A 22,420-nucleotide genomic window follows, 5' to 3' on the forward strand; every position below is an offset into this window, starting at 1 on the left:
GGCGTGTTAGTGTTGATTGCAATCCCCCCATGGATGATTCGAACTCTGCGGAGCAGATTCGTTGCAGTACAAATTTTTGAACGAACTGGCACGTCCCTATGGCTCGCGAATTCGATTTCTATCCATTAGAAGACCGCATCCTTCTCAGTGGCGACGGTCTCGATGCGAGCGAAGGCGTGAGCGACGTCGATCACGATCTAACCGCGTCGCTATTGCAACAACTCGATGCAGCGGATGGAACAGTTATCGATCCGACGACACTCAGTGCGCCGCAGCCAAGTGAGAATGATGACACCGTCGGAACCGAGTCAACTCACACGATCATTGACGCTCCCGCTTTGGATCCCGCCAATCCGATCGAAGTGGTGTTTGTTGATGCGCGTGTAGAAGATGCTGACCCCTTATTAGCGAATCTTCGTGATGGTGCGGAAGAGCAAACGCAGTGGTTGATCATCCGGTTGGACGCCGACCGTGACGGCATCCAGCAGATCAGCGAAACGATGGCGGGACTCTCCGGCGTCGACGCAATCCATTTGCTCAGCCATGGCGATGGCGAGGGCATTCAATTGGGATCGACGCGGCTTGATCTGCAAACGAGCCAAGCCTATGTGAGCGATATCGCACACTGGGGTCTATCACTCGATGCCGACGCCGACATTTTGATTTACGGATCGGATTTAGCGAGTACGGAACCGGGACGCGATTTAGTCGAAATGATTGCAACGGTGTGCGATTGTGATGTGGTGGCCAATGAGGCTGACCTCCACGAATCCATCACCCGCCCCGACATCCTGAGACCGCGTCAGGAATTAGCGTTTGTAGATACATCGATCCAAGGTTACCAACAACTCGTCGACGATCTGCTGAGCAACTCGGATGCTTCCCGACAAATCGACGTGGTCTTGCTGGATGCAACACGCGATGGCATTTCACAGATCAGCGAAGTCTTGGCATCCTATGACGGCCTCGACTCCATTCATGTTGTCTCGCACGGGCGCGATGGCGGGATCCAACTAGGCAGCACTTGGATTAACAGTGAGTCCATCGCAACCGAAGTGGCACAGATCCGCAACTGGGGCAATGCGCTGACGCTCGAGGGGGATCTGTTATTTTATGGTTGTGATTTCGCAAGCAATCCTGAGGGACAATTGCTCATCGGGCAATTCAGCAGTTTGACCGGCGCGGATGTCGCTGCGAGCGTCGACCTGACGGGGCACCAAGACCTCGGCGGTGACTGGGATCTTGAATACCAAGTGGGCTCGATTGAGACCGGAGTCGCCTTTAGTATCGACGTGCAACAATCGTGGACCGATGTCTTGGACGCCGCGGTCGATACGACGTCGACCGGAACCAGTAGCGGAGGCACCGTCACGGTGTCGCACACCACGTCGGGTACCGACCGATTGATGCTGATTGGGGTCTCGCTCAACCAAGCGTCCAATGAGACGGTCACCTCCGTGACCTACGGTGGAACGAGTCTCACGCTTGTGGGCGTCCGAGAAAGCGGAGATGCGAGAATCGAGATCTGGTCCCTGGTGGCTCCGAATCTAGGAACCGCCAACGTCCAAGTGAACTTTAGCGGAACCTCGGACGGCAATACGGTCGGTGTGATGACCTTTACAGGGGTTGATCAATCCACTCCGCTAGGAACGTTTGCATCCAACGCGGCAGGCAGCGGATCCACCGCTTCCACCACGGTCTCTTCGGCTGCGGATGATCTCGTCTTTGCGGTAGTGGCGGTGGACGATTCAGCCAACTATGACCTGGTTCCCGGGGGCACCCAAACGGAACGCTGGGATCTGACGGGTGGCGGTGAGATCAATGGCGGGGGCAGCACGCAAGCCGGTGCAGCGTCAGTCGGTGTCCAGTGGACATGGAGCGGCAATGACGCATGGGCGATCGGCGGCGTTTCGATAAATAGTGCTGAGATCACGCCTGGATCCCAGTTCTCGGTCGCTCACACGTTGACCGTGGATACGACCAACGATGTTCAAGACGGGGACACAACCTCGATCGATGCTTTGCTGGCGAACAAAGGTGCCGACGGATTGATTTCGCTACGAGAAGCGATCATCGCCGCGAACAACACCCAGAACGACGGTGCGAATCCCGATCAAATCAACTTTGCGATTTCGGGCACGGGAGTGCACACCATCAACGTGGGATCCACCTTCGAAATCACCGATGCGGTGAACATTGACGCGACGACCGACAACAGCTTCGCCGTCAACGGTAACCGACCCGCGATCATCTTGGATGGCAACGACGTCGCGGCTAACGGTTTTCAGCTGAGTTCGACTGCGGACGGCAGTATCATTCGCGGTTTCGTGATCCGCAACTTCACCACCTTCGGCATTGAAATCGATGCGGGGTCGGACGGCAACACGATCGTCGGCAACTATATCGGTCGTCTGACGGCGACAGGCACCGACGCGGGCGGCGGTCTAGGAAATGGCAACGATGGTATCCGAGTGTATGGAAACAACACCATCATTGGCGGTTTGACCGCCGCCGATCGAAACGTCATATCGGGAAACAGCAGCGACGGGATCCGGATCGATGGCACCGCCTCGGGAACCTTGGTCCGCGGCAACTACATCGGCACCAATGCGGCGGGCACGATTGCGATCGGTAACGGCGACGATGGCGTTAGCGTGATGGCAAGTACATCCAATAATACGATTGGCGGATCGACCGCAGCGGCGCGCAATATCATCTCCGGTAATGACGCGACGGCGATCTATCTTGAGGGTACCGATACGGTAGTCCAGGGCAATTACCTCGGCACGGACGTCACCGGCACGCTGGACCTCGGTAACACCAAGGTATCGACCGGAGAGGGCAGCATTCGCATCTGGAATGCAACCGGCGCGACGATCGGGGGTACCGATGCGGCGAACGAAGGGAACCTCATTGCGTTTGGCGGAGGTGACGGCATCTTGCTACAGGGCAGCCCAAGCGGCATTGCGATCCTTGGCAACTCGATCCACTCACATGCCGGACTGGGAATCGACCTGGGGGACAATGGGGTTACAGCCAACGACGGTCAGTTCTCCGATACACCCGATCAAGATACGGGCGCGAACAGTCTGCAAAATTTCCCCGTGCTCTCGTCGATCACCGCGGGCCCCACGCCGGCTGTGTTTGGTTCGCTCAAATCGACCCCCAGTCGTACTTTTCGCATCGAGTTTTTCGCTAACTCCAGTGGCGACGCCAGCGGCTATGGCGAAGGCCAGCGATTCATTGACTCTATCGAAGTCACGACCAATGCCACTGGTGACGCCGCCATTGGTCACTATCTGGACGGCCTCATCGCCACCGGTGAGAAGGTCTCCGCAACTGCGACGGATCTGACCAACAATGAAACGTCCGAGTTTGCGTTGAACGTTACCGCCACCAACAACGCGCCGGTACTGAACGCAGGGAAAACTCCGGTACTGACACCGCAAAACGAAGATTCCGGACCACCATCGGGCGCGGTCGGGTCGCTAATCTCTTCGCTCGTCGATTTTGCCTCCCCCTCGGGCCAAGTCGACAACGTGACCGATTCGAACGCCGGCGCCGCACTTGGGATTGCGATCACGGCGGTCAACACCACCAACGGCAGCTGGTACTACAGCACCAATGGTGGCAGCAGTTGGAACTCGCTTGGAGCGGTCAGCAACACGAATGCTCGACTGTTGGCCGCTGATGCCAATACCCGGCTCTATTTCCAACCCAACGCCAACTACAACGGCACGATTGCAAGTGCCATTACGTTCCGAGCCTGGGACCAAACCAGTGGCGGAAATGGAACGTTGGCGAGCACGTCTAGCAACGGTGGCTCGACCGCCTTCTCAACCGCGACCGATACGGCATCGCTTGTGATCAACGCGGTCAACGATGCGCCGGTGTTGACGCCCTACACCCCGACTTACAATACGACCGAAGGCGGAGCCCCATTTACGGCTAGCGTTTCAGCATTCATCGCATCGAGTGTTACCGATTCGGATGCAGGAGCGTCCCAAGGGGTTGCAATTACCGGCGTGACCGGTAGCGGTGGCATGCTGAGATACAGTCTGGACGGTGGAACGACGTGGCTCGATTTCAGTTCGCCATCGGAAAGCGATGCATTGTTGCTGCGATCGACGGATCTGATGCAGTTCACTCCGGCGACCGACTCCGGCGGAACACTGAACATACAATACCGCGCTTGGGACCAGACCTCTGGCACCGCAGGGAACAACGCCAATACAACGTCCAATGGCGGCATTACCGCGTTCAGTACGGCATCAGATCAGATCATCGTCAACACCACCTCGGTCCAAGACGCACCGATCGCAGTGGACGACCATCACGGAATCTCGTTTGATGGCGTCGATGATTACGTCAGCTTGGGAAGTGATTCGGATCTCGTCTTCACCAACACGATGACGATGGAAGTGTGGGCTCGCCCCACCGCTTATCCTGCCGTGTCAAGCATGCTGCTGAATAAAGAGGGTGAATATGAAATCGGGATTTCATCGACGGGCTCTCTGATGTGGGCCTTCGCTAACACCACTCCAGGCTGGAGCTGGCATGACACCGGCTATGTCTTGCAATTGAACGAGTGGGCACACATCTCGGTGACTTATGACAATGGGACCATCAATACCTACGTCAACGGCCATAATGTCGAGACGTTCTATGGTTCGGGTGTCATTGGTGATGCACATGCGACCAAAAACGACCTACGCGTAGGCAGTCGCGAAAACGGTCCTGAGGGGCAATACTTCGCTGGTGAAATCGACGACGTTCGCGTTTGGAGCACCGTTCGCACGCAAACGGAAATCCAAAACAATCTTGACACCACCCTAGCCGGGACCGAGATAGGACTGGCGGGATACTGGAATTTCAATGAAGGCATGGGTGTCGACGCCAACGACTTGACCGGTAACTCCGCCAAAGGCACGCTGATCGGCGGCCCCAGCTGGACCGGGTTTACCACCGACCAGAATACAGCGATAAACATCGCGGCGAGCAGCGGCGTTCTTCGCAATGATATTGATGTCGACGGCGATACTCTGACCATCAGCCAGGTGCAGGGCTCCGTAGCAAGCGTCGGCAATAAAATCATGCTCGGATCAGGAGCCTTCGTCACCGTCAATGCCGATGGCAGTTTTGACTACGATCCCAACGGCGCCTTTGATTCGCTGGGAGCCGGAGAGATCGGAACCGACTCGTTTACCTACACCGTCAGCGACGGCAACGGAGGGACGGACACCGCGACCGTGACAATCACGGTCAACGGCATCGACGACGCCCCAACGATTGTTGCGGACTCGGACGTGGACGATTCCGGAAACGAGGTGATCGATTTCCAAGGGGGTGACGACACGATCACGCTTTCGGGATTACCGGTAAACACCGCCGCGGGAACCGACGTGACGGTCGAGTTCTGGATGAATTGGGATGGCACCGATAACGTGTTACCCTTTGGATTCGGAGCTTATGACTTGTGGTTCAGTGGTGGTAACTTTGGATTCAACACCGCAAACAGCGATCTTTATGGGACGAGTAATGCGGGATTAGCGACAGGTTGGCACCACGTAGCGGCCGTTTTCCGCAATGGCGACGCGGCGAGCAGTCGACTGATCATTGATGGTGTCGAACAAACACTCTCGCAAATTTCAGGCACGCCGAACAACACAAACGCCTACGCAACTTCCACCGCTCAAATCTCGGGTTGGGGCTACAACGCCAGCTACAAGTTTGATGGCCAGATTGATCAAGTCCGGATTTGGAATGGCGGGCGTAGCGAGACGCAGGTTCGTGCGGACATGTTCACGGAACTCTCGGGGCCCCAAACAGGTCTGGTTGCCTCGTACTCGTTTACTGGAGCGACTACGGGCGCGGGCGGTGTGATCGACGACAGCGGCAACGGTCACCACGGCACGATGGGCGGGATGACTGTGGCGAATGTGATCAGCGGCAGCGGCTTTGCAAATTTGGGCGATCAAACGGTCAACGAAGACGATCTTGTCACGCTCGAGGTCTCGGCGTTTGATCCTGAGAACAGTGCGTTGACTTACACCTGGACGCAAACCTCCGGTCCCGCCGTCACGCTGAGCGATGCAAATGCCGAAAAGCCAACGTTCACTGCGCTGGAGCAAGTGGGTGACTACCAGGTCGTTTTCACCGTGGACGCTTCCGACGGAACGAACACGACGACCGAGACGGTCACGATCACCGTCAACGCCGTCAACGACGATCCGACGAACCCAGGCGGATTGCCAACTGATATCGCGGTGACCGAAGACGTCAGCAGCAACGTCGATCTGTCACAGATGAACCTCAGTGATGTCGATCACAATGGCGGTAATCTGACGGTCACGTTAACCACGTCAACCGGCGGGAACTTGACCGCGACAACCGGCGGCGGAGTCACGGTACTCGGCAGTGGCAGCGGTACGCTGACATTGACGGGGACCCTGGCAAATTTGAATGCCTACATTGATATCGCCAGCAACATCAAGTACCTGCACGCAACCGCGAATTCAAGCGGCGACAACGTCGACACGATCGTGGTCAAGGTTAACGACAACGGCAATTCCGGAACCGGCGGCGGCAGCGACATCAACCTGGGCACGGTCAACGTCGACATTACGGCAGTCAATGATGCTCCGGAACTCGATAACTCGGGCACGATGACGCTGCCCACAATTACCAAGATACAAACAAACAACGGAGGGGCCGAGGTATCGACGATCCTCATCAGTGCGGGTGGCGATCGAATCACAGACGCCGATAGCGGAGACGCAGAAGGGATCGCGATTACGACACTTGCCAGCGGAAACGGTACCTGGCAATATTCGATTAATGGTGGAGCCACGTGGACCACCATTGGCACCGTGTCGAACACGTCGGCACTGTTGCTGAGGTCTAACGATTATGTACGGTTTGTTCCGAATGGTACTACTGGCACAACAGCCAGCTTTGATTTCCATGCCTGGGATCAAACCAGTGGTACGGCCGGAACAAAAGTCAATGCATCAATCGGGGGAGGTGAAACGGCCTTCAGCACAGCGAGCGAAACCGCGAATATCACGGTCTCGAATGTCAATGCGGCCCCCGTCTTGGACAGCAGCAAAACTCCGGAATTGACCGCGACCAATGAAGACGCGGGCGCACCATCGGGAATCGTAGGCTCGCTGGTTTCGTCGCTGGTTGACTTCGCGACTCCATCCGGACAAGTCGACAACGTCACCGACGCCGACAGCGGTGCCGGTTTGGGCGTCGCCATTACAGCGGCCGACACGACGAATGGCACATGGTTCTACTCCATCGACAATGGAACCACATGGAATGCACTCGGAGCGGTTAGCGATGCTAATGCGCGGTTGCTTGCGGCAGATGCCAGTACACGACTCTATTTCCAGCCCAATGCGGACTATTTTGGCACCCTTGCCAACGCGATCACTTTCCATGCCTGGGATCAGACCAACGGCGTTAATGGCGGGTTGGCTGCGGTTACTGCAGTGAACACCCTTTTGGATACGTTTAGTAGCGAATCCTATTCCAACAACAACGGCACGGAATCATGGGCAAGCAACTGGATCGAAAACGGTGAAAGCAACGGCCCCACCAGCGGAAGCATCAAAGTCCAGGGCACTGAATTACAACTGAACGGATCGGTTGCAAGCAACTCACTTTATCGTGAAGCGGATCTAAGCGCAGCGACTTCTGCTACATTCACTTTCGCATACAACAATAACTTCGGCTCGTCAAAACAAGTCGCCGTTCAAATTTCTAGCAATGGTGGAAGCAGCTACACAACGCTGGCGACTTTTGATAGTTCCACCAACACCGGAACCGGCACGAAATCCTACGACATTAGCGCCTACATGGCGTCAAACACTCGCATTCGATTCATCGTCACATCATCGGGATCGGGCCCGACGGAAATGCGGTTCGACGATGTTCAGATTCAATACAGCAGTGCGGGAGGCGGAACGTCTGCCTTTTCCGCCAACTCTGATACGGCGAGCTTGACGATCAATCCCGTCGCGGACACTCCTTCGGTGACGAACGCAACCACCGATGAAGACACCCAGTCCAACGGCGGGCTGGTGATTACGCGGAATGCGGCTGATGGTGCGGAGGTGACTTATTACAAGATCACCGGAATCACCAGCGGCACCTTGTACAAAAACGACGGCGTGACGCAGATCACCAACGGTTCGTTCATTACAGTGGCCGAAGGTGCCGCGGGACTAAAGTTCACTCCTGACGCCGATTTCAACGGCACCGGAAACTTTACGATCCAGTCGTCGACGTCTGGCAATGACACCGGACTTGGTGGCAGCACGACGGTTGCCAGTGTGACCGTCGCCCCCGTCAATGATGCACCTGTCATCGACTTAAATGGAAGCGATGGGGCTGGCAACAATTATTCGATCAGTGTCAACGAAGGCGATCCACTGATTGGTGTCACTGACAGTGATGCAACGATTAGCGACATTGACAACTCGACTTACAATTCGCTGACGATTACGTTGTCAGGCGCTTCCAATGGAACCGAGGAACGCATCCGATTTGGTGGGACCGAGTTCAAGGCGAGCGAAGTGAAGACAAAATTTGTCACCATGGGGTCGACAACGTTCAAAATTGATTCTGACGCGTCAGGCTTCATAGTGACCCGCAATGGCGGCGGCACCATGGCCGCGTCGGATCTTCAGAATTTGATTCGATCGATTCAATACGAGAATCAAGACAACAATATCGTTGCCGGCACTCGCAGTTTCGATTTTGTCTTGCAGGACGCAGACGGACTTGATTCCGCATTGGCGAGCAGTTCGATTGCCGTGGGTGCGGTCAACGACGCCCCCGTGGTCAATGCGCCGGCCAGCGTTCTCGCAGCGACCGAGCAAGTCGGATTGGCGATTGAAGGAACTGGGTTCACCGTCAAGGATGTCGATGCGGGCAGCGGCACGATGACCGCCACGATCAATGTCGGCGAAGGAGCAATCACGGTTGCGGCCGGCGACTCAGGCGTCTCGATCAGCGGTGGCAATGGCACCGGAACGGTTACGATCACCGGCACGCTCAGCCAGCTTGATAACTTGCTGACCGGGGCAGGCACCGGCACGATCACCTATTTAAACAACAGTGACACGCCGAGTGCATCGACCACGATCACGGTCACCGTGAACGATGGCGGCAACACCGGTGCCGATCCAGGATTGACCGCAGACGGAAGCAGCGAAGAAGGTTCGGCAAGCCAGACGATCAACATCACCGCGACCAACGACGATCCAACGAACCCAGGCGGATTGCCGAGCGATATCACGGTGACCGAGGACGTCAGTGGCAACGTGGATCTGTCGCAAATCAACTTGAACGACGTCGATCATGGCGGCGGCGATTTAACGGTCACACTAACCACCGCGACCGGCGGCAACTTGTCGGCGGCAAGTGGTGGCGGAGTGACGATCGGTGGCAGCGGTAGCGGAACGCTGACGCTGACCGGATCACTCGCGGACTTGAACACCTACCTCGACACCGCCAGCAACATTCAATACCTGCACTCGACCGCGAATCTGAACGGTGACAACGCGGACACGATTACGGTCACGGTCAACGACAACGGAAATACCGGCACGGGCGGTGGCACCGATATCAACCTGGGCACGGTGAACGTTGACATCACCGCGGTCAATGATGCGCCGACAAACACGGTACCTGGAACACAGACGGTAGCCGAAGAAACAGCCACCGCGATCAGCGGAGTTTCGATCAGCGATGTCGATGCAGCCAGCGGTAACTTGACCACGCGTCTGCAAGTCACCGCCGGAGTGCTCAATATCACACTGTCAGGCGGCGCTACGATCAGTGCCGGGACCAATGGCAGCGCCGACTTGACGATTCAAGGCACCGTGGCCGATATCAATGCCACGTTGGCGTCGTTGTCTTATACCGGCAACGCCGATGTGGTGGGAACCGCCGCCGATACGTTAACCATCACCACCAATGACGGAGGCAACACCGGCTCCGGAGGCGCCCAGCAAGACGTCGACACGGTTCAAATCGATATTACGCCCGTCAATGATACCCCCGTGGTCAACGGACCGGGCAGTGCACTATCGGCGACCGAGCAAGTCGGATTGGCGATTGAAGGCACCGGGTTCACCGTCACCGATGTCGATGCGGCCAGCGGCACGATGACGGCCACGATCAACGTCGGCGAAGGGGTGATCACGGTTGCGGCCGGCGACTCGGGCGTTTCGATCAGCGGTGGCAACGGCACCGGAACGGTTACGATCACCGGTACGCTTAGCCAACTCGACAACTTGCTGACCGGGGCAGGCACAGGCACGATCACCTACCTGAACAGCAGTGACACGCCGAGTGCATCGACCACGATCACGGTCACCGTGAACGATGGCGGTAACACCGGTGCCGATCCGGGATTGACCGCGGACGGCACGAGCGAAGAGGATTCGGCGAGCCAGACGATCAACATCACCGCGGTCAATGACGCGCCGACAAACACGGTACCTGGAACACAGACGGTCGCCGAAGAAACGGCAACCGCGATCAGCGGCGTTTCGATCAGCGATGTCGATGCAGCAAGCGGCGATCTGACCACGCGTCTGCAAGTCGCCGCCGGGGTGCTCAATATCACACTGTCGGGCGGCGCCACGATCAGCACCGGGACCAATGGCAGCGGCGATCTGACGATCCAAGGCACCGTCACGGACATCAATGCCACGTTGGCGTCGTTGACTTATACCGGCAACGCCGATGTGGTGGGAACCGCCGCCGATACGTTAACCATCACCACCAATGACGGAGGCAACACCGGCTCCGGTGGCGTCCAGCAAGACGTCGATACTGTCCAAATCGATATCACCGCGGTCAATGACACGCCCGTGGTCAACGGACCGGGCAGTGCACTATCGGCGACCGAGCAAGTCGGATTGGCGATTGAAGGCACCGGGTTCACCGTCACCGATGTCGATGCGGCCAGCGGCACGATGACGGCCACGATCAACGTCGGCGAAGGAGCAATCACGGTTGCAGCCGGCGACTCAGGCGTTTCGATCAGTGGTGGCAATGGCACCGGAACGGTTACGATCACCGGTACGCTTAGCCAGCTTGATAATCTGCTGACTGGCGTGAGCACCGGCACGATCACCTATTTAAATAGCAGTGACACGCCGAGTGCATCAACCACGATCACGGTCACAGTGAATGACGGCGGCAACACTGGGGCCGATCCAGGATTGACCGCAGACGGAAGCAGCGAAGAGGATTCGGCGAGCCAGACGATCAACATCACCGCGACTAACGACGCGCCGACAAACACGGTACCTGGAACACAGACGGTCGCCGAAGAAACGGCAACCGCGATCAGCGGCATTTCGATCGGCGATGTCGATGCGGCCAGCGGCAATCTGACCACTCGTTTGCAAGTGACCGCGGGGATTGTCAACGTGACACTTTCCGGCGGCGCCACGATCAGCACCGGGACCAACGGCAGCGGAGATCTGACCATCCAAGGCACCGTCGCGGACATCAATGCCACGTTGGCGTCGTTGACTTATACCGGCAACACCGATGTGGTGGGAACCGCCGCCGATACGTTAACCATCACCACCAATGACGGAGGCAACACCGGTTCCGGTGGCGCCCAGCAAGACGTCGACACGGTTCAAATCGACATAACGCCTGTCAACGATACCCCTGTGGTCAATGGACCGGGCAGTGCACTATCGGCGACCGAGCAAGTCGGATTGGCGATTGAAGGCACCGGGTTCACCGTCACCGATGTCGATGCGGCAAGTGGCACGATGACCGCCACGATCAACGTCGGCGAAGGGGTGATCACGGTTGCGGCCGGCGACTCGGGCGTTTCGATCAGCGGTGGCAACGGCACCGGAACGGTTACGATCACTGGTACGCTTAGCCAACTCGACAACTTGCTGACCGGGGCAGGCACCGGCACGATCACCTACCTGAACAGCAGCGACACGCCGAGTGCATCGACCACGATCACGGTCACGGTGAACGATGGCGGCAACACCGGTGCCGATCCGGGATTGACCGCAGACGGCACGAGCGAAGAAGATTCGGCAAACCAGACGATCAACATCACCGCCGTCAATGACGATCCAACAAACCCAGGCGGATTGCCGAGTGATCTCGCGGTGACCGAAGACGTCAGCAGTGATGTCGATCTGTCGCAAATCAATTTAAGCGACGTCGATCATGGCGGCGGCGATTTGACGGTCACGTTGACCACCGCGACCGGCGGCAACTTGTCGGCGGCAAGTGGTGGCGGAGTGACGATCGGTGGCAGCGGTAGCGGAACGCTGACGCTGACCGGATCACTCGCGGACTTGAACACCTACCTCGACACCGCCAGCAACATTCAATACCTGCACTCGACCGCGAATCTGAACGGCGACGACGCGGACACGATCACGGTCAAGGTCAACGACAATGGCAATACCGGAACCGGCGGCGGCACCGATATCAACCTGGGCACGGTGAACGTTGATATCACCGCCGTCAACGATGCCCCGGTGATTGCCGGTGGACCGGATACGCTTGGCCTGACTGAAACCAACGCTGGACTGACGGGAAGTGGTTCGTTCACGGTCAGTGACGTTGACACGACTGACAACGTCACCGCAGCAGTCGATTCGGTGAACGTTAGCGGCACTGGATCGGGCAGCGTCCCCCTCGCCTTGGACAACAGCACACTGCAAAGCTTTCTGTCAGTCACGCCAACCGCCATTCTCGATGGAACCGAGAACAGCGCTACCCTCACGTGGAATTTCAACAGCGGTAGCGAAGCATTTGATTTTCTGGCCGCTGGCGAAACCTTGATCCTGACTTACACCGTCAGCGCCACCGATGACAATGGCGTTCCACTGAGTGATACCGAAACGGTCACGGTCACGATCACCGGCAGCAACGACGCGCCCGTGATCACCGTTGCCGGAGGAGACAGCGACGCCGAAACGTTGACCGAAACCGATACCACGCTGACGTCCAGCGGTACGTTGACGGTCTCGGACTCCGACCTGACCGACATCGTGACCTCGACCGTTAGCAGTGTCGTCGCGGGCGGAACTACCACGGGACTGGGGTCTGACAATGCGGCATTGCTGGCGATGTTGACCTCGACCGCCAACGTCATCGACGGAACCGAACTCACCGACACACTGAACTGGAGTTTCAACTCAGCGGGCGAAGCGTTCGACTACCTCGCCATCGGCGAATCGCTGACGCTGACCTACACGATCACCGTCACCGACAACCAAGGGGCGACCGATACCCAAGATGTCGTGATCACGATCAACGGCACCAATGACACGCCGGATATCACCATCGAAACCGGCGACAGCGCCGCCGAGACGCTGGCCGAGAACAACGCGACGCTAACGACCACCGGCACGCTGACAACGACCGACTTGGACCTCTCCGATACGGTGGTTTCCACGGTCAGCAGCGTCGTCGCCAGCGGTGACACCACCGGATTGGGATCCAATAACGCAGCCTTGCAGGCCATGCTCAGTTCGACTGCATCGGTCCTTGATGCTTCGGAAACGTCCGAGACCTTGACGTGGACTTTCGATTCCGGCAGCGAGCATTTTGATTACCTCGCCGCGGGCGAATCGCTGACGTTGACCTACACGATCACGGTCACCGACAGCCAGGGAACCACTGACACGCAAGATGTCACGATCACGATCACCGGTGCCAACGACCTGCCTGTGATCACAGTCGAGGCGGGCGATAGCGCTGCCGAAACGCTTGTCGAAACCGACGCTGCCCTGACGACATCGGGAACGCTCACGGTCACTGACTTAAACCTGTCCGACAGCGTGACATCGACCGTCAGCGCCGTTGTTTCGAGCGGAACGACCACGGGACTGGCGTCCAACAACGCCGCCCTGCTAGCGATGTTGAGCTCAACCACCAACGTCCTCGATGGAATTGAAACCGTTGACCAACTGACATGGACGTTCATTTCGGCCAGCGAATCCTTTGACTATCTAGCCGATGGTGAGTCACTCACGCTGACCTACACGATCACCGTCACCGACAGTAATGGGGGCACGGACACCCAAGATGTCGTGATTACGATCAACGGTACGAATGACACGCCGGACGTGACGATTGGCGGGGGCAGTGCGGCCGAATCGCTCACCGAAACCGACACGACGTTAACGACATCAGGCACACTGACCGTCGATGATCTCGACTTGTCCGACAACGTGACGTCGACCGTCAGCAGTGTCGTCGCAGGCGGAACCACCACGGGACTTGCGTCCAACAATGCGGCCTTGCTGGCGATGTTGACATCGACCGCCAACGTCATCGACGGAACCGAACTCACCGACACACTGAACTGGAGTTTCAATTCCGCGGGAGAAGCGTTCGACTACCTCGCCATCGGCGAATCGCTGACGCTGACCTACACGATCACCGTCACCGACAGCCAAGGTGCAACCGATACCCAAGACGTTGTAATCACGATCAACGGTACCAATGACACGCCTGAGATTACGATCGAAACCGGCGACAGCGCCGCGGAAACGCTAGCTCAAAACCATGCGACGTTAACGACCACCGGCACGCTGACAACGACCGATTTGGACCTCTCCGATACGGTTACTTCCACGGTCAGCAGTGTTGTCGCCAGCGGTGACACCACCGGATTGGGATCCAATAACGCGGCCCTGCAGGCCATGCTGAGTTCGACCGCATCGATCCTCGATGCCTCTGAGACATCGGACACCTTGACGTGGACTTTCGATTCCGGCAGCGAGCATTTTGACTACCTCGCCGCGGGCGAATCGCTCACGCTGACCTACACCATTACGGTCACCGACAGTAATGGTGCGACGGACACCCAAGATGTCACGATCACGATCACCGGTGCCAACGACCTGCCTGTGATCACAGTCGAGGCGGGCGATAGCGTGGCCGAAACGCTGACTGAAACCGATGCTGCCCTGACGACTTCGGGAACGCTCACGGTCACCGATTTGAACCTATCCGACAGCGTCACGTCGACCGTCAGCGCCGTTGTTTCGAGCGGAACGACCACGGGACTGGCGTCCAACAACGCCGCCCTGCTGGCGATGTTGAGCTCAACCGCCAACGTCCTCGATGGAACCGAAACCGTCGACCAACTGACTTGGGCGTTCAATTCGGCCAGCGAGGCGTTTGACTATCTAGCCGATGGTGAGTCACTCACGCTGACCTACACGATCACCGTCACCGACAGTAATGGGGGCACGGACACCCAAGACATCGTGATCACGATCAACGGCACCAACGACGCACCGGTCGTTACCATCGTCGGTGGCGACAGCGCCGCGGAAAGTTTGACCGAAACGGATACCACCCTCGTGAGTTCCGGCACCCTGACGACGACCGACTTGGATCTCAGCGACCTGGTCACGTCCACGGTCAGCGGCGTGGTTGCCGGAGGTACGACAACAGGTCTGCAATCCGACGATACGGCGTTATTGGCCATGCTGACGTCCACTGCCAGCGTGATTGACGGTACTGTAACCGCCGATCAGCTGACCTGGGATTTTAATTCCGCGGGCGAGTCGTTCGACTACCTGGCGACCGGCGAATCGCTAACGCTGACCTACACGATCACGGTCACCGACAGCCAAGGAGCCACGGACACTCAAGATGTCGTGATCACGATCAACGGCACCAACGACACGCCGGACGTGACGATCGGTGGCGGCAGTGCTGCGGAATCGCTTACCGAAACCGACACGACGTTATCATCCAGCGGCACGCTTAACGTCGCTGATTTGGACTTGTCTGACAACGTGACGTCAACCGTCAGCAGTGTCGTCGCAGGCGGAACCACCACGGGACTGGCGTCTGACAATGCGGCCCTGCTCGCGATGTTGACATCGACCGCCAACGTCATCGACGGCACCGAACTCACCGACACACTGAACTGGAGTTTCAACTCAGCGGGCGAAGCGTTTGATTACCTGGCGACTGGTGAATCGCTGACCCTGACCTACACCATCACCGTCACCGACAATAATGGGGCGACCGATACCCAAGATGTCGTGATCACGATCAACGGTACCAATGACACGCCGGATATCACCATCGAAACCGGCGACAGCGCTGCCGAGACGCTGGCCGAGAACAACGCGACGCTAACGACCACCGGCACGCTGACGACGACCGACTTGGACCTCTCCGATACGGTTACTTCCACGGTCAGCAGTGTTGTCGCCAGCGGTGACACCACCGGATTGGGATCCAATAACGCGGCCCTGCAGGCCATGCTGAGTTCGACCGCATCGATCCTCGATGCCTCTGAGACATCGGACACCTTGACGTGGACTTTCGATTCCGGCAGCGAGCATTTTGATTACCTCGCCGCGGGCGAATCGCTGACGTTGACCTACACGATCACAGTCACCGACAGTAATGGTGCGACTGACACTCAAGATGTCACGATCACGATCACCGGTGCCAACGACCTGCCTGTGATCACAGTCGAGGCGGGCGATAGCGTTGCCGAGACGCTGACTGAAACCGATGCCGCGCTGACGACTTCGGGAACGCTCACGGTTACCGACTTGAACCTGTCCGACAGCGTCACGTCGACCGTCAGCGCCGTTGTTTCGAGCGGCACGACCACGGGACTGGCATCCAACAACGCCGCCCTGCTGGCGATGTTGAGCTCAACCGCCAACGTACTTGATGGAACCGAAACCGTTGACCAACTGACTTGGGCATTCAATTCGGCCAGCGAGGCGTTTGACTACCTCGCGGTCGGCGAGTCATTGACACTGACGTACACCATTACCGTCACCGACAGCCAAGGAGCCACGGACACTCAAGATGTCGTGATCACGATCAACGGCACGAATGACACACCGGACGTGACGATTGGCAGCGGAAACGCGGCCGAATCGCTTACCGAAACCGACACGACGTTAACGACATCAGGCACATTGACCGTCGATGATCTCGACTTGTCCGACAGCGTCACGTCGACCGTCAGCAGTGTCGTCGCGGGCGGAACCAACACGGGACTGGCGTCTGACAACAATGCATTGCTCGCGATGCTGACCTCGACCGCCAACGTCATCGACGGAACCGAACTCACCGACACACTGAACTGGAGTTTCAACTCCGCGGGCGAAGCGTTCGACTACCTGGCGGCTGGTGAATCGCTGACGCTGACCTACACGATCACCGTCACCGACAGCCAAGGGGCAACCGATACCCAAGATGTCGTAATCACGATCAACGGTACCAATGACACGCCGGATATCACGATTGAAACCGGCGACAGCGCCGCCGAGACGCTGGCCGAGAACAACGCGACGCTAACGACCACCGGCACGCTGACAACGACCGACTTGGACCTCTCCGATACGGTGGTTTCCACGGTCAGCAGCGTGGTCGCCAGCGGTGACACCACCGGATTGGCATCTAACAACGCGGCCTTGCAGGCCATGCTCAGTTCGACCGCATCGGTCCTTGATGCTTCGGAAACGTCCGAGACCTTGACGTGGACTTTCGATTCCGGCAGCGAGCATTTTGATTACCTCGCCGCGGGCGAATCGCTGACCCTGACCTACACGATCACGGTCACCGACAGTAATGGTGCGACTGACACCCAAGATGTCACGATCACGATCACCGGTGCCAACGACCTGCCTGTGATCACAGTCGAGGCGGGCGATAGCGCTGCCGAAACGCTTGTCGAAACCGATGCTGCCCTGACGACTTCGGGAACGCTCACGGTCACCGATTTAAACCTGTCCGACAGCGTGACGTCGACCGTCAGCGCCGTTGTTTCGAGCGGAACGACCACGGGACTGGCGTCCAACAACGCCGCCCTGCTGGCGATGTTGAGCTCAACCGCCAACGTCCTCGATGGAACCGAAACCGTTGACGAACTGACTTGGGCGTTCAATTCGGCGGGCGAAGCGTTTGATTACCTTGCGGCTGGCGAATCGCTGACGCTGACCTACACCATTACCGTCACCGACAGCCAAGGTACCACGGACACTCAAGATGTCGTAATCACGATCAACGGCACCAACGACACGCCGGACGTGACGATTGGCGGTGGCAGTGCGGCCGAATCGCTTACCGAAACCGACACGACGTTAACGACATCAGGCACACTGACCGTCGATGATCTTGACTTGTCCGACAGCGTCACATCGACCGTCAGCAGTGTCGTCGCGGGCGGAACTACCACGGGACTTGCGTCCAACAACATTGCCCTGCTCGCGATGCTGACCTCGACCGCCAACGTCATCGACGGAACTGAACTCACCGACACACTGACCTGGAATTTCAACTCCGCGGGCGAAGCGTTCGACTACCTCGCCATCGGCGAATCGCTGACGCTGACCTACACGATCACCGTCACCGACAGCCAAGGGGCGACCGATACCCAAGATGTCGTGATCACGATCAACGGTACCAATGACACGCCGGATATCACGATTGAAACCGGCGACAGCGCCGCCGAGACGCTGGCCGAGAACAACGCGACATTGACGACCACCGGCACGCTGACAACGACCGACTTGGATCTTTCCGATACGGTGGTTTCCACGGTCAGCAGTGTTGTCGCCAGCGGTGACACCACCGGATTGGCATCTAACAACGCGGCCCTGCAGGCCATGCTGAGTTCAACCGCATCGGTCCTCGATGCCTCCGAAACGTCGGATACCCTGACCTGGACTTTCGATTCCGGCAGCGAGCATTTTGATTACCTCGCCGCGGGCGAATCGCTCACGCTGACCTACACCATTACGGTCACCGACAACCATGGTGCGACCGATACGCAAGATGTCACGATCACGATCACCGGTGCCAACGACCTACCTGTGATCACTGTTGAGGCGGGCGATAGCGTGGCCGAAACGCTGACTGAAACCGATGCTGCCCTGACGACTTCGGGAACGCTCACCGTTACCGATTTGAATCTATCCGACAGCGTCACGTCGACCGTCAGCGCCGTTGTTTCGAGCGGGACGACCACGGGCCTGGCGTCCAACAACGCCGCCCTGCTAGCGATGTTGAGCTCAACCTCCAACGTCCTCGATGGAACTGAAACCGTTGACGAACTGACTTGGGCGTTCAATTCGGCCAGCGAATCCTTTGACTATCTAGCCGATGGTGAGTCACTCACGCTGACCTACACGATCACCGTCACCGACAGTAATGGGGGCACGGACACCCAAGACATCGTGATCACGATCAACGGCACCAATGACACGCCCGACATGACGATTGGCAGCGGAAGCGCAGCCGAAACAATCACCGAAACCGACACGACATTATCATCTAGCGGCACGCTTAGCGTCGCCGATTTGGACTTGTCTGACAACGTGACGTCAACCGTCAGCAGTGTCGTTGCAGGCGGATCCACCACGGGACTGGCGTCCAACAATGCGGCCTTGCTAGCGATGCTGACATCGACGCCCAATGTGATTGACGGCACCGAACTCACCGACACACTGAACTGGAATTTCGACTCTGCCAGCGAGTCGTTCGACTACCTCGCGGCCGGCGAGTCGCTTACGCTGACCTACACCATCACCGTCACCGACAGCCAAGGGGCGACCGATACCCAAGATGTCGTGATCACGATCAACGGCACCAACGACACACCGGCGATCACAGGCGGTCCGGCGACAGCGACACTGACGGAAACCGATGCAGGATTGAGCGGCAGCGGATCATTAACGGTGACGGATCTGGATAGGTCGGATGTGGTGGCGTCGTCGGTTGACAACGTCGTGGTCAGTGGGACGGGGGCGGGCAGCGTCCCGGCCGCGCTCAACAATGCGGTGCTACAGAGCTTCCTGTCCGTCACACCCGGCACGATTCTCGATGGGACGCAGTCCAGCGGTACTTTATCCTGGGATTTCGACAGCAGTGGCGAGGCCTTTGACTTTCTAAACTCAGGCGACACACTGATCCTCACGTATACGGTTAGTGTCACCGACGATGATGGGACGCCGCTGAGTGACAGTGAGACAGTCACGATCACGATCACGGGAACCAATGATGGTCCGATCGCCGTGGTCGATAATGCCACCGCCGTCGAAGCGAGTGGAGATCTCAATGCAACCCCGGGCATCAATCCAAGTGGAAACGTGCTCGCGAATGATACCGATCTGGATGATGGAGACAGCAAGGTTGTCACTGGAGTCGTCGCAGGGATGGCTGGCAGTGCGGCAGGTTCCGTCGGCGTTACTGTTGACGGCCAATACGGGCGTGTGACGATTCAGGCTGACGGAAGTTATGTCTACAACGTCGACAACGACAACGCGGCGGTCGAAGCACTGCGTACCGCGGCGGATACGCTCGACGATGTGTTCACTTATACGATGGTGGACGCTGAAGGAGCCGAGTCAACAGCGCAGATCACGGTTACCATCCAAGGTGCCAACGACGCACCTCGCGACTTGACCGCCACCGGCATGAACATTGACGAGAACTCGGCCAATGGCCAGCTTGTCGGCACAATCGCAACGGAAGACGTCGATACGGACGACACCGCCACGTATCAGCTGAGCGATGATGCGGGCGGGCGGTTCACGATCGATAATTTGGGTAACCTTCGGGTCTTGGATTCGAGCCAACTGAATTATGAGAGCGACACGTCGCACGACATTGTGGTGGAAGTCACCGACGGTGCGGGAACCACTGTCTCGAAAACCTTTACCGTCACGCTCAATGACGTCAACGAGTTCGACGTCAGCGATCCAATCGACACCAACGCAGCAGCAAACGAAGTCGACGAGAACGTCGCCTTCGGAACGACAGTCGGCATCACGGCGTTGGCAATAGACTCCGATGGGACGAACAATAGCGTAACGTACTCCTTGTCCGATGACGCTGGAGGACGCTTTGCGATCGATTCAGCCAGCGGAATCGTGACGGTTTCAGGAGCGATCGATTATGAAACCGCCACCAGCCACACGATCACCATTCGCGCCGATTCAAGCGACGGTTCGTCGAGCTTCGCCAATTTCGCAATCGCGGTGATTGACGTGAACGAAGCTCCCGTAGCGACCGGCGACAACTACTCGATCAACGCGGGCGAAACACTAACGCTGGCGGCTCCCGGTGTCTTGGTCAACGACACGGATGTTGACGGCAACTTGATTCAGATGAATTTGGTAACGGGGCCAAGTCATGGAGTGCTTAGCACGTCGGCTAACGGAAGTCTGGTCTATACCCCCAGCGGTGCCTACTTTGGCAGCGATACGTTTACGTATTTTGCCAGTGATGGCAGTTTGGATAGCAATGTCGTGACGGTCACGATCACCGTGATTGCTGGCGGTGGCGGCGGTGGGAGCGGGAGCGGAAGTGGAGGCTCCAGTGGAAGCGGCTCGGGCGATGGCGGTTCAGGCGATGGGGGCGGAGACACCAGCGGCGGAGGAGACACGTCCGGTGGCAATTCCGGAGACGGAGATAGCGGCGATGGTGGATCAAACACCACCGGCGGAGTCGCGACGGTACCGACCTACGTGACCCCTCCTACACAAACCGACACAACGACGAACGAAAAAGACCAAGCCCCACCGACGACTTTTTCGAACTCGAATCGTGATTCAACAATACAACTCGGGGAGATTGAAAACGAAGAATCGCGGAACGGTTCGGAGCGTCACGGCTTTTCCTGGGGCGGTTCCTCGAACATGCACATGAAACGGAGTATCACCCAGATGTCTCACATGCTCGATGAGCTATTGATCGTCGACTTGGTGCAAGCGATTCAGTGGACCGAGTGGAACAATCAGAGCTCCACCGCGGCCGAAGATTCGACCTATTTCGGAGCCGGCGAAATTGGCGGACTGGGCGTAGGTGCGGGGCTGGCGTCGGTCGGTTACGTGTTGTGGGCACTCCGAGGCGGTGTGTTGCTGACGACCATTTTTGGCAGCATGCCTGCGTGGCGCATGATCGATCCCACCGCCCTGTTAACCGCTTACCGCGATGGAGATGGCATTCGCAAATCCAAAGCCGATGTGACAACGTTCTTGGATTAAGAGCCTGTTGCAAAATGTCGTAGTTTTTCAAAAAAAGCAGCGACGTGCGCCGGAACGAAGCCCACCGCGAACGCGACGGTAGCTACAACAAAGCTGAAGATGTTCTCAGCAACTAGGCTTCCATTGTTTACGCCGTACAACGGCTGAGCCAATCATAACGATCGTCGCGGATATCTTGCCCGTTCCGAATCTTCGGAAATATCGCCAAAGGCGTCTCAACCCGGTTTCTTTTTCTGATCGTAGAAGTCGAGGGCCAAGAGGGCGAATAAAGATACTAGACCTTGCTGTATCTCCCCCCCGACGAACGGGGTGTAATTTTGCGCTGTATGAAGGAGTCGCGAGCAGGTCGCCTCGTCAGTTTTCCGCGA

Annotated in this window: 1 protein-coding gene; it reads left to right on the forward strand. The window is 57.8% G+C overall.

Annotated features, from left to right (window positions below; genetic code table 11):
- The first annotated feature begins 98 nt into the window (after positions 1-98).
- Positions 99-22,052 (forward strand): VCBS domain-containing protein, encoded by a 21,954-nt coding sequence (locus Pla52o_RS09940; protein ID WP_146594447.1) that lies wholly within the window; start codon positions 99-101, stop codon positions 22,050-22,052.
- Positions 22,053-22,420: the final 368 nt, after the last annotated feature.

Source organism: Novipirellula galeiformis (assembly GCF_007860095.1).
GTDB classification, from domain to species: Bacteria; Planctomycetota; Planctomycetia; order Pirellulales; family Pirellulaceae; genus Novipirellula; species Novipirellula galeiformis.